Raw genomic sequence first — 14725 nt, 5'->3', positions numbered from 1 at the left:
ACGGGACTTGCCCTTTACTCTAACGGGTTCGAGAAAGGTGGGTGCGCGCCGTGTTTGAACCAATTTCAGATAATGTCGCATTAAGTCAAAAAATCGTCGCGAAAGTGACAGATGCGATTACCCGCGGAGAGCTGCGCCCTGGGGACAGGCTGCCAACGGAACGGGAGATGGCAGCCCAGTTTCAAGTGAGCCGCACCTCTATTCGAGATGCGATTAAAATTCTGACCGGTCGGGGTCTGTTAACGGTAAAACACGGGGTCGGGATTTTTGTTGCAGACCCTAACAAGTCTATTGAGGACTCGTGGGCGCATGATGCGCAGAGTGCCAACCTGCGTGACCTCTTTGAAATTCGCAAGATGCTCGAAACAGAAGCGAGCTTTTATGCTGCCGAGCGAGCCTCAGACGAGGATATCAAACGAATTTCAGAGATTTTGGATGAGGCACTTGTCCATGAATCGGATCTTCAGTCTTTGAGCTTGTATGATGCGCGGTTTCATGTCGCGATTGCAGAGGCGTCAAAAAACTTGCTCTTGGTAAAAGTCATGTGGTCTTTACTCGAGTCTCTCGAAGAAGGCAGACGGAGCAGCTTGGAAATTCCGGGACGTGCTGCAATCTCTATTCGAGAGCATCAGGCGATTCTAAAGGCGATTACCGAGCACGACTCAAACCGGGCACGAAACGCTATGTTGGCCCATCTGACCAGTGTAGAAGGGTCTGTTCAATCCCGTCCTGTGGCGATAAACACGGAGAAGTAGTCGGGCTTTCCTATTGATCTGCCGCGTGGTATGCACCCACGCATCTCACCACTCAGTTTGTATGATACGAACATCCGGGATAAATGTTCTGAATATATTGATATAATCTGCAGGAGGCACAACGACAATGAGAGTGGTCGATGCTATTGCTCGCTCACTGTATGACGCGGGGGTGCGGTACGCGTTTGGCATCCCGGGTGGAGAAGTCTTACACCTGCTTGAGGCGTTTCGAGATGTTGGTATTCAATTTATCTTGACGCGCCATGAGATGGGGGCAGGGTTTATGGCGGACGCGGTCAGTCGATTATCCGACGGCCCAAGCGTTCTCGTGGCGACACTCGGGCCAGGATTAACGAATACAGTCACTCCAGTGGCTCAAGCATATCTCGACCGTTCCCCACTGGTTGTGATTACTGGAGCCATCGCAACCAACCTGGAAAACATTTATACGCACCAGATTATTGATCAAACGGCGATACTCAAGCCCATCACAAAGTTCTCAGTCACCGTGAGAGCAGCAGATGCGGGGAAAGTCACTGCGAAAGCACTCAGCATCGCATTTGAAGGCAGACCAGGGCCTGTGCATTTAAACCTCCCTACCGATGTTGCACAAATGGACGTTGCGACGTCGGTCCGTCAACAGAAGACCATCGCAGTGCCCCAGCAGGCAAGCGTCCCGATAGATGTGCAAAGGAGCCTCCAAACTGCACAGCGGCCGATTGCACTCGTCGGCCTTGGAGTATCCACTGCAGATACAGCGTCGGCCACGAAGGCGTTTCTCGAGAACTGGAGAATCCCGGCCATGACGACCTACAAAGCCAAAGGTGTGATCCCGGAGAATCAGCTCCTTAGTTTAGGGGCCATTGGTTTATCTCCCGTTATTGATCAGATTCAGCAATCTCTTTTAAGAACGGCGGACCTCGTCGTGACGATTGGGTTCGATCCGGTGGAGTTACGCAGCGACTGGATACTTCCTCTCCAATCGCTCGCTTCTATCATCAACGTTGACGTTGTCTCGGCAACGCACCATATCTTTTTGGCACAATTCGAGTTGATCGGCGATATCGGCAGCAACTTACACAGGATGTCTGAGAATACCGCGGAGTTCGCAGCGGATCGCTGGCCTGAGACTCATCTGTCAAACCACCGCGGGGCGCTGAAGCGGGCTGTACGGGTGACGGGCTCCGAGGGTCTTCATCCTTACGATGTGCTGGAGATTCTACGCGAGGAACTTCCTCCTACGACAGTGGCGTGCGTGGATACCGGATCCCATCGTATTTTGACAAACCATGTTTGGGAGTGCTATGAGCCAAACGGACTTTTGCAGTCAAATGGACTCGGAAGCATGGCATACGCGTTGCCTGCTGCTATCGCGGCACAGTTGCTGTATCCCGACCGCACAGTGATATGCCTCACAGGAGATGCTGGGCTCGATATGATTACGGGTGAAATGGCACTCTTAGCAGCGCACAAACTCAAACCTATTATTGTCGTGTTTACAGACCGTGCTCTCTCACTTATCAAGCTGAAGCAAGAACGGATGAACTTACCGACGTACGGGGTCGACTTTGATGTTCCCAGTTATACGACGCTCGCCAGGGCATACGGGGGGCAAGCTTACACGGTGAACAGCGCGAAGGAGCTGAGGAATACCATTCGGGACATCGAGGGGGCGTCCAGAGAGACATTTGTATTGATAGAGGCCCGCATTAACCCTGCAGATTACCGACAACAAATGTAAGCTGATTACCAAGTACCATCTTGTTGAACTAGGCTTTCTATGGGTCAGTTGCTCCGAAATCACCCTGGAGTCCCCAAATCAGAACACGATACCAGCGTGAAAGGGCTGTTGACATGTCAATTGTCATTTCTGAGCACTTGTGGTGGCCGTTGCCGGATTGGTTTGATGAAAGCTATCCTGTCACGTACGATACGACTCTGGTTGAGAATAGGGATGTCCTCCTTCGTCAGGTGCGAGAAGCAAAAGCTATCATTGTGAGGAACAAGACACGGGTAGACAGAGAACTTTTGGAAGCCGCTCCACAGTTAAAAGTGGTTGGAAGGCTCGGGGTCGGTTTGGATAATATCGATGTTCCGGCCTGCCGGGACCATGGCGTAAAAGTGGTTGCTGCACGTGGCTGTAACGCCACGTCCGTTGCTGAATACGTAATGGCATGTTTGTTGCATCATACCCGCTTTCTGGATCGGTGCAGTCAGAGTGTCAAGTCTGGTGTATGGGATCGCAGTCTTGGCACTGGCACAGAACTTTACCGCAAAACGTTAGGTCTCGTCGGTATTGGAGACATCGGCCAACGTGTGGCCAGTCGTGCCAAGGCTTTTGGCATGCGGATACTCGCCTTTGATCCATTCGTGTTATCAGCGAGCGCAGTTGTTCAAGACGTCGGAGTTGAGTTGGTGAGCCTAAAAGAGGTCCTAACATTCTCTCACTTCATTTCTATCCACGTTCCATTAACTCACGACACGAAATCCCTGATTGGGATGGAAGAGTTACATATGATGCGGGAAGACAGTGTGCTCATCAACACGTCTCGCGGCGGGATCATTGATGAGAAATCCCTCTCTGAAGTTTTAGCACAGAGCCCAACGATGGCAGCCTACTTAGATGTTCGTGAGCAGGAACCACCGCACCCGGACGATCCCTTGTACCAACTGCCTAATGTTACCTTAACACCGCATATTGCTGGTATCACGGTAGAATCCTCGGGTCGTGTCGCCGAGTTCGTTTTGAGACAGGTTGCAAACGCTCTGTCTGGAAGTCCCGTACAGGGACTGGTTTAGAGGGGTTTCAATGAGTGAAACTCGACTGCGTCCACCGACTTCCAGTCTATTGAGGAAGAACGGTTGCATCGCAAGCAACGTCTCGCTGGTGCATTTCGTCTGTTCTCAAAGTTTGGTTTTGATGAAGGTGTCGCTGGACACATTATCGCGTGCGATCCGGAACGCTAGGACTGCTTTTAAGTGAAACAGAATGGTGTCGCGATGCTCCTATAGCCCCTGATTCTGGCTTCGTGGCTTTGTTTGGAATGCTTTGTGGATTTGTGGCTTTGTTGGGAAGGGCATGCCAGACGGCATGCCCCTGACTTTAGGACGGAATCGCATGCGAGACGCGTTTTTCTCCTCGCTCGTCACTTACATAGCGATGATATTTGTAGAGAAGCAGGAACGAAACGAAAAGCAGTATCACGGGGAGTCCCCCGATTAAGAAGCGCAGCCCGAGAATGGCAGCGTGGGGCTGCGTACGCAGGTTCGAGTTGAACTTGGTCACTGTAAAGAAGATACCCATGATGGCGTATTGAAGTGACAGGCCAATGCGAACGACGAACCCATTCATCCCGTAGTACATACCCTCGCGACGTTTGCCTGTTTTTTCGGCATCGTAGTCGATAACATCTGCCAGAAGCAGATTCATCAGGACCATAAACCCTGCGATCCCGATGCCAAGGACAGCCCCCGTCAGAATCACCGCTAGGGGAGTTGTGTCAAAACAAAATACGAGCGAAATGAGCGCAAACAGCACCACTACCGCAAGGGTCGTCCTGCTGTTTCCGAGCTTAAGGGCCACTCGGGACCAAAGAAATGAAACAGGGATGGCCACGATAAACATCAGACCCAGAAACAGAGCACTTTGGGTTGCATTCAGGGAAACGACATAGGTTGAGTAGAACGAAGAGATTGTGACGAACATCGTCGTCGTCAGTTGCACAAACAAGCTTGCAAATACATATACCAAAAATCGTTTATTACTGAAGGTTTCACGAACGGCTTCTCGAAAATGCAACGGTTCTTCGCGATAAGCTGGGTTTTCGAAAGAACCGTACAAAGAAAGGTAAACGCTTACAAATGTGATGGCCGCAAAAATCAGTGCCATCGTTGTCCAACCTAGTGATTGTCCAAGGGACTTGGACAAAGCCACCCCGGCGATGAGCCCAATAATGCCAAAAAACTGCTGCAACGCAACGACACTTGATCGGTTTGAGGCATTCGGGTACATCTCGGGGAAAAGGGCACTGATGTTCAGCGCAACGAAAGTGAAACTGATATCAAATAAAAAGGTCACCACGAGAAAGTATGCCAAAAGCGCATGCGGGCCAGAGACGAGCGGATGAAACAAGAGATAGAACAACACCACAAACGGGACGCCGCCGTAAACGATGTAAGGAATGCGCCGCCCCATTCTACTGTTCGTTCTGTCACTCAGATAGCCTGCAAACAGGTTTAAAAATGCGTTCACCACTCCGTACACAATCATACCCACGGAGACACCCGTGGTAGAGACGTGTAAAACGGTTACATAGTAAAACACTGCGACGGTGTTGAAGGCTTGCCAGAGCAGATTCACACCGATTTGGTTGACGGTGTACGCCAACCGTTTCGAAAACGGGATCATTCGGGATGCTCCTTTAGGTTGTATTCTTGAAAATATTTTCAGCTGTACAGGGTGCTCGGTATCGAGTGCAGTTGCAGGTGGGATAGGACTTTAAGCGGCTCTGCATAACCTTCAGAAGAGACGCTGTCGTCCTTGTGTACAACTTGGTAGGCCTCTTTTGCAGCGACTGCGAAATATTGCTGTATAAACGGCCACATCTCATTGTCGAATTGGCTGCGGTGGGTCAAAATCGCATTCAACTTGTGCTGAAAATCTTCTTCTGTCAGTTCCACAAACCGGTTTGGATAGCTTGTTGCATAAAATGCAATTTGCGGAACCTGAAACGGTGCGGCAGACACAACGGGATGTAAGATAGCATTGTTCGCAAATAACACAGCTTGTGAGACTGCTTGGCCAACTTTGACGTGGTCGGGATGGGCTTCATATGGCATCCACGGATCCACGGAAAAAACGAGATCAGGCTTCTCTTCCCGAAATACAGCAACCAATTTCGCTGTGACGTCAGACACTGCGTACTCTCCTCCATCAGGAAAGCCCAAGGTAATGTGTTTATGAACGCCAAGCAGTTTACCGGCTTCGATACGCTCGGTTTCTCGGATCCGTACAATTTCGTCTGCATCCTGAACGTCTCCCCAAGCCCCCGCACGTCCATCCGTCACCGTAACGAAAACGATTTCACAGCCGGTGCGATGCAACTGGAGCAGTGTTCCTGCAATGTTTACCTCGATGTCGTCGGGGTGCGGTTGTACAGCGACGACTTTCTTCACCGTAAGGACATCAGGAAGACCCAACAAAGACTGAATATTCATATTCGATCACCTCAGATATTTCTGTTCTCGAAGCGTATGGAAGCTCTTTTGTTATCTTAAAACTAGTTCGTGAAATTTACCACAACCGTGTTTTCTTGCACAAGGCAGAGAGGTATATAATGGAATCGTTTCAGTGAATAGAGTCTTGATTTCCTAATAGGGGATGTAGAGGCAGCTAGTAGGAGATGCAGGGCATCTAGTCACGGTGAGGAGGATTCGTATGGCATTCCGAGAACTGAGTTTTCCATCATTTAATCAAAATGACACGATTCAAGCTTGGATTTATACGCCAATCCGAAAACCACGTGGAATTGTTCAACTCGTACACGGATTTGGTGAGCATTCGCGCCGCTACCTGCACATGATCCTGAAGCTGAATGAAGCAGGTTTCGTGGTTGCAGCAGACGATCACGTTGGGCATGGCAAAACAGCTAGGGAATCCGGCAACTGGAGTGACTGGGGAGATAAAGGCCATCTGACGATGGCAGAGGATGAACACACGCTTCGTAAAATTGTGCAGGAAGCGTATCCCGGCTTACCTTACTTTATGTATGGCCATAGTATGGGATCGATGATCGCCAGGCAATATGCTGCTGTTTACGGAGATGGAGTAGATGGTGTGATTCTATGCGGCACTTCGGGTGTGTTCCCAAGGGCCGAAGAAATTGTGCCAGCACTGGAGGCCCTTGTTGCCGAAGGGAAAGGTGAGCTAGTGGATCCTTCCTATCTCGTCAACTTGATGGGATGGATGACGGAGCGGTACGAAAACCCGGTTACCCCAAACGACTGGATTTCCGGTGATCCTGACGTGGTGGCTGATCATGCGAGTGACCCATTCAACAACTTTACAGCACCGCCGAACCTTCGTTCCTTGTACTATTTCGTGCTCATGATGCAAACAATTGTGGGCAAGCAGTGGGCAGAAAAAGTGCCGACGGCGATTCCGTTCTACAATATTGCAGGCGATCAGGATCCCGTTGGCCAGTATGGCGAAGGTGTTTATGCGGTATCAAATTGGCTTGCGGAGACGGGGCACAAGGTCAAGACAAAGCTCTATTCGGGCTATCGGCATGAGATCCATAACGATCGAGATATCCGGGATGAAGTTGAGGACGGGATGATCGATTTTCTGAACAGTGTGATGGAGAAGGTCAATAAGTAAGATCCTTGAAGCGGGGCAGGGCGGACTCCCGTCAAAGGCTGCTTGAGTAAGAGCCATTTTAGACGGGAGTCAATACAAACGCAAAATTACGGGATCACCGACCCATGCACTTGGTGTCCGACCAGTCATTCGCTTTTTTCGCGAAATGTTTTTTCACGAAGTAGGAATGCGAGAAAGACAAAATACGCAATGGCGACATCGATGAGTGCCCAGGTTACATCGATGCCAACGGTGGCGTCATAAAGCCCGTGGAAACATGCAGCAAGCAGCCACATCGCGACAGCAATCCACCACGCCTCGCGGCCTTTCTCTGCTGCGAGTCCGAGTCCGTAAGCTACGATGCCGGCAAAGACAGCATGCAAGAAAGGGGTATACAGTGCCCGACTGAGTGCTGTAACCAAACCAAGTCCGACCGTGTGATGGACAACCTCGTTCATCAACCCCTTTTGTACGTATGAGACATTTTCCACCGCCGAAAATCCGAGCCCCGAACTGATACCCATCATCATGAAGTCAAACGGTTTGATCCGTTTATGCCGCACGCGGACGTACACTACACCGAGCAGAACGACGATCTGCTTTGCGAATTCCTCTGTCAGACCAACCACAACGACATACGTTGGAATTGTGATCGAGAGAATATGAGACTGTAATAAGGGTCCTGCACCGATGGACACCCAGAAATTTTCCACGTAAAATGCAACGGCTGTACCGATGATTGCTGTAAATAAGTACGCAAGGATATCAGCGATGATAGTCCGGCGTAACGGGGTCGTCTTAACCAGGGAACGAAATATAAAGAACCAGAAGACGGAAAAGTACACCAGCATCCCAGAGACAACGTTGATACCCAGTGTTTCAAGGAGTATTGGGATAATGGCAAAGACTAAGATACCCCAATAAAAACGCGATCGTAGAACACGTAACAAGTGCCAGCCGATGCTTTTGCTGGACGTTTTCGATTCCGTATGGACGGATTCGGAACTTTCCTGCGTACCACTTTGTGGCATCAAGTAACCCACCTTCATACCGTGAATATCTTTGGGCTGGCTGCTGCATGAGGAACCAGCCCTGTTCGTCTAACACGGTCTCTCATATCAGTATGGCGCAATCTCAAATTTTTATAATATCAGCAGAGATAAGAGAATGTCATTGTTGCTCCTCTGCCAAGCTTTCATCACCTCTCTCTGTAGCCGCCTTTTTGTACATCATAGTTCTTTTGTACTATTCCATGTGGTGAGTGAACTTTTGAAAATAGTCTCTTTTGGTCTGTGATCTTATGCGCAAATCACTAAAAATCTGTGTTGAAGTTCCAAATACCTGTAAGGGTATGGATCATCAGGCGTAGCAAATGAATATGAGCAACTCGACGTTGTTGGGTACTTCAGAGACGTTGTGCCGCACTGCAGGGAGGTTGTTCCGTACTACAGAAAGGAAGTGGCGAATCATGACATCAACGACGACACCATTCCAAAGTCTTCAGTTGAACCGTCTGGAAATGGAAGAAATCGCACGAAAACTGAAACCCATTGACGCTAAAAAACTCGATATCATCAACGCGACACTCCCAGTGGTTGCAGAACACGCAGAGGCTATCACCACACATTTTTACCAGAGAATGTTTGCCAACCACCCAGAGTTAAAAAACATCTTTAATCAAACCCACCAGATTACCGGGCGACAGCCCAGAGCTCTTGCGGCCGCAGTATACGCAGCAGCTGCGCATCTTGAGGATATGACGACTATCCTCCCGGCCTTGGAACGGATCGCGCAGAAACATCGAAGCCTGCAGATTAAACCTGACCAATACCCGATTGTTGGCGAGAACCTGTTGGGCGCGATTCAAGAAGTGCTTGGCAACGCGGCCACAGACGAAATTATTGATGCCTGGGCAGAAGCATACGGTGTCATTGCGGATGCACTCATCCGCATGGAGGAAACACTCTACCGCGATACCGAGTTGCAACCTGCTGGGTGGAACGGATTCCGGAATTTTGTCGTGGATAGAAAAGTAAAAGAGAGCGACGTGATTACATCGTTTTACCTGAAACCGGAAGATCAGGGTTCGATACCAGATTTCCTGCCTGGCCAATACATCACCGTTAAGTTGGATGTTGAGGGCCAACCTTATACACACTTGCGACAATACAGCCTATCTGACAGACCAGGGACAGGGTATTACCGAATCAGTGTAAAGCGGGAGGATGCCCCAAATTCAGACATTCCAGCGGGGATTGTATCGAGTTACCTGCACTCCCAACTTGAAGAAGGGGACGTTCTACCCATTACGGCTCCTGCAGGTGACTTTTACCTCGATATGGCCGCGGATACACCGGTTGCGCTGATCAGCGGGGGAGTCGGCCTAACGCCGCTCATCAGCATGTTAAACACCCTTGTTGCCGAACAGTCAAAGCGCGAAGTCTCGTTTGTGCACGCAGCCCTCAGCGGAAACGTTCACGCGTTTAAGAACCATGTTCAGGAAATCGCAAAACAAGCGGTGAACGTTCGTTCTTTCGTCATCTATGAGAAGCCGTCAGCACAGGATATACAAGAACAAGCCTTTGTGAAAGACGGGTTCATTACACTGGAGTGGATCAAAGAGAACCTTCCCAAAGATGCAGACTTTTATTTCTGCGGACCAACGCCATTTATGAAGGCCGTGAACAAGGCACTGAAACAGTGGGGGATTCCTGCGGAAAAAGTTCACTATGAGTTCTTCGGATCATTTGGTGATATCGAGTCCGAAAACTGAACCCACATTTGGATATTTGATTGGATATTTGATTGGATATTTGATTGGAAAAGCCGGGCGAGGGTGCCCGGTTTTTTTGTTTCCTCTACCAGCAATGAAATCAATTTCGTGGATTCCTTGCTAGAGGATGGATATTTAAAGATGGTCGAAATATTTTTCAACTAAACTTTGAACTCAACAGATCCTTTTCCGGTCTGTTACTATAGAAGAGTTATCGACAGGGTGGGCTTGAACCTCACGCCGTGTGATATGGTTTATGGTTTCTCAAAAAAAATAAAAGAGATCTGAGAGCGAGAAAAAAGCGACGAGGAAGGGTGAATACCATCAAATATCAATCACGAACATTGTACCGGGTTACGTATGCATTGGCGATTCTGACACTCATTGGATTGTTTGCAGTGAATATCATAGGTTTTGTGGATACAGAGACGGGTTCTGCACTTGGATGCGGGCATGATTGGCCGCTCTGCAACGGCGCTGTCATCCCGCATGTGTGGGGACTCCAGACTCTGATTGAATTTACTCATAGAGCACTGGTCGGTGTGGTGACAGTGTTGTTGCTGGTGACGTCTGCGTTTGCCTGGGTAATCTATCGTTCTTGGACAGAGGTCAAAGCAACAGTTGGCATCGCAGTTGGATTTGTGTTTGTTCAGGCGGCATTGGGCGCACTTGGGGTCATTTACGGCGATCCAGCCTGGTTCCTGGCGTTTCACTTTGGCTGCTCATTGCTAGCTTTCGTAGGGCTGTTGCTCCTTGTGGTTGTACTTCGGCAGATTGGTCGACAAGTACAAGGCGGAGCAGAACGCGGTGAGTTGATTCGTCGACGCGTTGAAAAGACATCGTTCACTCGTGCGGTGTGGTTTACCTTAGTTTACATGTATGGTGCGATGTACTTTGGGGCTTACGTATCGAGTACCGGTGATGGGTCATCTTTCCGTGGTTGGCCATTTCCAACAGAAGTACATTCTGGATCCGCCTTTGTGGTAGACATTATCCACCGCACCGTTGCCATTGGACTGGCAGCTCTTGTTGTGTATTTATTCGTGATGGCGGCCCGTATGCGCAAAGAACACCGGGATTTGTACGTGGGCAGCTTTGTAGCGCTCGTGTTCACCATTTTGGTCGCGTTCAGTGGTGCGGGATTGGTATGGACACATGTGGTTCTGTGGGCGTTTCTGCTGCACGTGAGTTTTATCACCGTATTATTTGGCGCGCTGTCATATCTTGGACTGCAAACCTTCCCGGCCTCACAGGCACGCCTCCCGAAGCCGCTCAGGAATCAACAGGCATTTCCTATGTCGAACATCGGTGGGAAGTAAGTGTCTGAACCCAGAACACAAACTTAACCTCTGGGAGGGTTATTGATTTGAAACAAGGGCTCCGTTGGTTGAAAGATTGGGCTGTTCCCATTGCAATTGGTTTTGTGGTCGCGTTTGGATTGAAGACCTGGGTCGCGAGTGTTGCCATGGTGCCATCCTCGTCCATGTATCCAACAATTCCCGCCACGTCAAGGCACCATGTGTACATTGTCGTCAATAAACTGGAGACCGAGTTTGGTCAGAAAATCTTTCGCGGGGAAGTCGTTGTTTTTCACTTTCCTGACAATCCCAAGGAGCTGTTCGTGAAACGGGTTATCGGCCTTCCTGGCGATACAGTCAAGGTTACCGCTCATGCGGTATACATCAACGGACATAAGCTGAACGAATCGAATCCGGATATTGCCACTTACAACGGGACCAAGTTAGGGACGTATCATGTACCTCAAGGACATTACTTTATGTTGGGGGATAATCGCCCCGTTTCGTTGGATAGTCGTTATTGGGTGCATAAGTATGTGGCACGCTCGGCAATTGTGGGTGAAGCTGACATGATTATCGGTCCGATCGCCAATATTGGACCAATTTCGCAAAGCTTGTCTACCTAAGCGGATGAGTACGTGTGTCAAACGGTTGGATTCATCCAGTTGGTTTCAACCAATCGGATTCAACCAATCGGATTCAACCAATCGGATTCAACCAGTTGGTTTCATCTACAGAAGGCGAACGGTTTGTGATTTATCGACGATACGAAACGGATTTGGCGTGCCCCCCGGCACGCCAATTGTCGTCTAGCCTGCAAATATGTTGGCCAGGCTGTTTAAGATGAACATGACAATCACCCCGCCTAGGAACCAACGACGTGTTAAGCCGGGATGCGTCGATTCACGAAGAGCCGGCAGAAGTTCGGCAAAGGCAATGTACAGCATGGCACCAGCAACAAAACCCGTTGCAACATTGATGACCCCTGAGGATGCTTTGTTAGCGAGAAAGATCCCGGATAATACGCCAATGATTGTGCAGATGGCAGGTACCAGCAGAATCTGTTTTATCTTTGACAGATCGCGTGGAAACACAGTAGCAAGTGCAAGTCCCCAAAGTACGCCCTCAGGCAGCTTGTGAAGAATAATCGCCAATGAAAATCCGACGGTTGCAAAGCCAAAGTGATGAAAGGCTAGAGATACGGCAGCACCCTCCAAAAATGTGTGAAAGGACAGAGCTGCGGCTAACACGATGGCACTCACGCGCGTGAATCTAAGATTCATGTTTGGTACGGGAATACTGTCACGTAAGCCTTCTGAGTTGAGGTAATCAGCCTCAGTTGATGCTGCGATAGCCTGGTGTTGTTCGCGTTCAAACAGACCGTCCGAAACGTGTGTCGCGACCCACATGACCAGAGCTCCAATGAAGATCCACAGCGATGCCTTGGTGCCGTTACCTGACCATGCGTCCGGAAGGAAGTCGAGGCAAACGGCAGAGAAAAAGGCACCTGTGCCAAATCCGAAAACTCGACTCAGTGTGACACCTTGCTTTGTGTCCTTCGCAGGCTTTAGTGTAATGTGTGCACCGATAACGATCGAGGCTGCAGCCAGCAGACCGACAAGAATGGGCCCCCACTGCTCCATGGACAGTTCCGTCACTGTTTCCGATCCGACGATTTGTTGCTCGGTTTCGGGCGAGCAACCGGATCGACCGGTCGATGAGTGATGGCGTGCGGCAAACCACAGTGCTCACGAAAATGTTCCACGGACTACACCTCCTCTGGAATTGTGGTATTTCTGAGACCACACTTGATCTCTATGCATTAGGACACATGCTCAAGCCCACTTCACGAAATCGACACGGAATCGGTCAAGGATCCTGTCGCTCATTTTTCTTGTAGAATAGATGGGCGACGCATTGCGCCGGATGGGCGCGACTACATAGGAGGAATTCACAACATGCACGCCTGTCTATCTTGCTTTTCAGTGTTTAAGCCAGAAATCGCTGCTCAAATTGCCAAGGAATCCGTGGGAGGGTCAGTTGAAGGGGAAGAACAGCCACATGCGATCCCTTGTCCCACGGCTGATTGTCTAGGACAGGTGATAGAGCTTGATGAACTGATTCTGCCTGCCATCTTCATCCTGAACTTCAAAGGATACCTTACGAGAAACTGTTGTTCTGGGCACGTTCAGAGCCGCATCGCCGAAACGTACGTGATGTTTGACGCCAATGTCGATCTGCCGGATATGCCGCATGAGTTTCACATGGATGAACTGGATGCACTCGATGCGCCCCATGCACTTGTGGGAGACACGGGGTCGGTACCCAACTACCCTACGATTAGAAAACTGCACTACTCCGGGGATCGGGTGGGGTCAATTCTTCTTGCAAACAAGAAACTCTATGAGTGGGCCCGCGGCCTGCCAGACCTGAATGAGGAGTATAACGAGCAAACAACGGAAATCGAACGGCGGCAAAACGAACTCCGCGTGATGCGTATGCTTGCAATGGGATTCTCGCCATACAAACAGAACATAGCGCCGCTGATGAAGAAAAGGGCAAAACAAGGCCCCGTATAAAACGAGGACTCAGATTGCTGACAAAGCCCCCGTTTATTGGGGGCGTCAACGGTCCTTTAGCAGTTGTGTTTTGAGTTTTTGGCGATCCGTTAAGTCGCTCCGAGCGACTTAACTCCTCAATTTTTGCGGTTTAAGTCGGTGTCGCCGACTAAGCCCGGGCAACTGGGGCCCAATCAGGCAGGCTAAGTCGCTGTGACCGACTTAGGTGGGGGTTTGGGGATCCGTTAAGTCGCTCTCAGCGACTTAACTCCTCAATTTTTGCGGTTTAAGTCGGTGTCGCCGACTAAGCCTAGGCCACTCAAGGCTCATCGGGCAGGCTAAGTCGCTGCGACCCACTAGCGTTGCATTAACTTTTTAGTGGTTTGTCAACGGGTACCCGTTGACAAATTAAATATTTTAAACCTTATGAAGATTCATGATTCTGTAACCCCTATACATATAAAGATTCCTTAGAATAGATGTACAGGTAGCCCTGTCCAAATCTAATCTAAGGAACCCAAGCATGAATAAGGGTATCATGAAATCCACTTTGGCGGAATACCTAGTTTCTCTAGATACGAAATTAATGTTGAAACAAATTCAGTTACTACACCTGGACAAGTACACAAAAAAGCTGGATTCTATCAAGCTCACTCAACTACTGCTCTTTGCCCAGGTCAATCAGATTTCGTCACTGACATCACTCAGCCGTAAGTTGAATGAGACAAAGGAACTCCAGTCGGAAATCGGAATTCAGTCCATCAGTGCATCACAGTTGTCACGAAAGCTGCGTCATTTGGAACAGCCATTTTTAGACGCTGTTCTTCAACACTGCATTGCGCAACTTGTTCGCAGGATTGGACTGAAAAAGGCCACGAAGCAATTAGGTCGCATTAACCTAGTCGACTCTTCCACCATAACGCTGTGTTTGTCCCAATACCCTTGGGCCCTGTATCTTCCGACCCATGCTGGTGTCAAATTAC

Annotated in this window: 13 protein-coding genes; 9 read left to right on the top strand and 4 right to left on the bottom strand. The window is 49.5% G+C overall.

The annotated features are described in order from the left end of the window. The first annotated feature begins 50 nt into the window (after positions 1–50). From AN477_RS03570 to AN477_RS03560, 3 genes are all read left to right on the top strand, one after another. Positions 51–755, top strand: a complete 705-nt coding sequence (locus tag AN477_RS03570; RefSeq protein ID WP_054967809.1) for a FadR/GntR family transcriptional regulator — start codon at positions 51–53, stop codon at positions 753–755. A 127-nt stretch (positions 756–882) separates the two neighbouring features. After that, positions 883–2496 carry a thiamine pyrophosphate-binding protein gene (locus AN477_RS03565; RefSeq protein WP_054967808.1) on the top strand — a complete coding sequence of 538 codons (1614 nt, stop codon included), beginning with the start codon at positions 883–885 and terminating at the stop codon, positions 2494–2496. A gap of 113 nt (positions 2497–2609) precedes the next feature. After that, complete coding sequence (locus AN477_RS03560; protein WP_054967807.1) at positions 2610–3554, top strand: hydroxyacid dehydrogenase; 945 nt, start codon at positions 2610–2612, stop codon at positions 3552–3554. A 304-nt stretch (positions 3555–3858) separates the two neighbouring features. On the opposite strand, the gene AN477_RS03555 is transcribed toward AN477_RS03560, so the two are convergent. Both AN477_RS03555 and AN477_RS03550 read right to left on the bottom strand, forming a co-directional pair. Further along, on the bottom strand, positions 3859–5163 hold the full coding sequence (locus tag AN477_RS03555; RefSeq protein ID WP_054967806.1) for an MFS transporter: 1305 nt from the start codon (positions 5161–5163) through the stop codon (positions 3859–3861). A gap of 38 nt (positions 5164–5201) precedes the next feature. Continuing rightward, positions 5202–5972 carry a PIG-L deacetylase family protein gene (locus AN477_RS03550; RefSeq protein ID WP_054967805.1) on the bottom strand — a complete coding sequence of 257 codons (771 nt, stop codon included), beginning with the start codon at positions 5970–5972 and terminating at the stop codon, positions 5202–5204. A 220-nt stretch (positions 5973–6192) separates the two neighbouring features. Here AN477_RS03550 and AN477_RS03545 point away from each other — a divergent pair, with 220 nt between their 5' ends. Next, the gene (locus AN477_RS03545) at positions 6193–7134 is read left to right on the top strand and encodes an alpha/beta fold hydrolase (RefSeq protein WP_054967804.1); all 942 of its coding nucleotides are present in this window, start codon (positions 6193–6195) and stop codon (positions 7132–7134) included. Positions 7135–7259: 125 nt separating this feature from the next. Here the strand turns inward: AN477_RS03545 and AN477_RS03540 are convergent, their stop codons facing one another. After that, positions 7260–8144: a PrsW family intramembrane metalloprotease gene (locus AN477_RS03540; protein WP_054967803.1), complete on the bottom strand. Its 885-nt coding sequence runs from the start codon at positions 8142–8144 to the stop codon at positions 7260–7262. Positions 8145–8632: 488 nt separating this feature from the next. Between AN477_RS03540 and hmpA the strand changes: the two genes are divergently transcribed. The 3 genes from hmpA (at position 8633) to lepB (ending at position 11810) form a co-directional block, all read left to right on the top strand. Beyond that, complete coding sequence (hmpA, locus tag AN477_RS03535) at positions 8633–9886, top strand: NO-inducible flavohemoprotein (RefSeq protein WP_054967894.1); 1254 nt, start codon at positions 8633–8635, stop codon at positions 9884–9886. A 314-nt stretch (positions 9887–10200) separates the two neighbouring features. After that, positions 10201–11205, top strand: a complete 1005-nt coding sequence (locus AN477_RS03530; RefSeq protein WP_054967802.1) for a COX15/CtaA family protein — start codon at positions 10201–10203, stop codon at positions 11203–11205. A gap of 47 nt (positions 11206–11252) precedes the next feature. Beyond that, on the top strand, positions 11253–11810 hold the full coding sequence (lepB, locus tag AN477_RS03525) for a signal peptidase I (protein WP_245631706.1): 558 nt from the start codon (positions 11253–11255) through the stop codon (positions 11808–11810). 183 nt (positions 11811–11993) lie between these two features. Here the strand turns inward: lepB and AN477_RS03520 are convergent, their stop codons facing one another. Beyond that, on the bottom strand, positions 11994–12842 hold the full coding sequence (locus AN477_RS03520) for a ZIP family metal transporter (RefSeq protein WP_054967800.1): 849 nt from the start codon (positions 12840–12842) through the stop codon (positions 11994–11996). A gap of 300 nt (positions 12843–13142) precedes the next feature. On the opposite strand from AN477_RS03520, the gene AN477_RS03515 reads away from it, so the two are divergent. Together AN477_RS03515 and AN477_RS03510 are read left to right on the top strand one after the other, a co-directional pair. Then, positions 13143–13763: a hypothetical protein gene (locus AN477_RS03515; RefSeq protein ID WP_054967799.1), complete on the top strand. Its 621-nt coding sequence runs from the start codon at positions 13143–13145 to the stop codon at positions 13761–13763. A gap of 502 nt (positions 13764–14265) precedes the next feature. Further along, positions 14266–14725, top strand: a 460-nt coding sequence (locus AN477_RS03510; RefSeq protein ID WP_157061798.1) for a DUF4372 domain-containing protein, incomplete at its 3' end; no start/stop codon positions are given.

The organism is Paenalicyclobacillus ferrooxydans, assembly GCF_001399675.1.
Classification (GTDB): Bacteria; Bacillota; Bacilli; order Alicyclobacillales; family Alicyclobacillaceae; genus Alicyclobacillus_B; species Alicyclobacillus_B ferrooxydans.
This window is presented reverse-complemented; position numbering and strand designations above follow the sequence as displayed.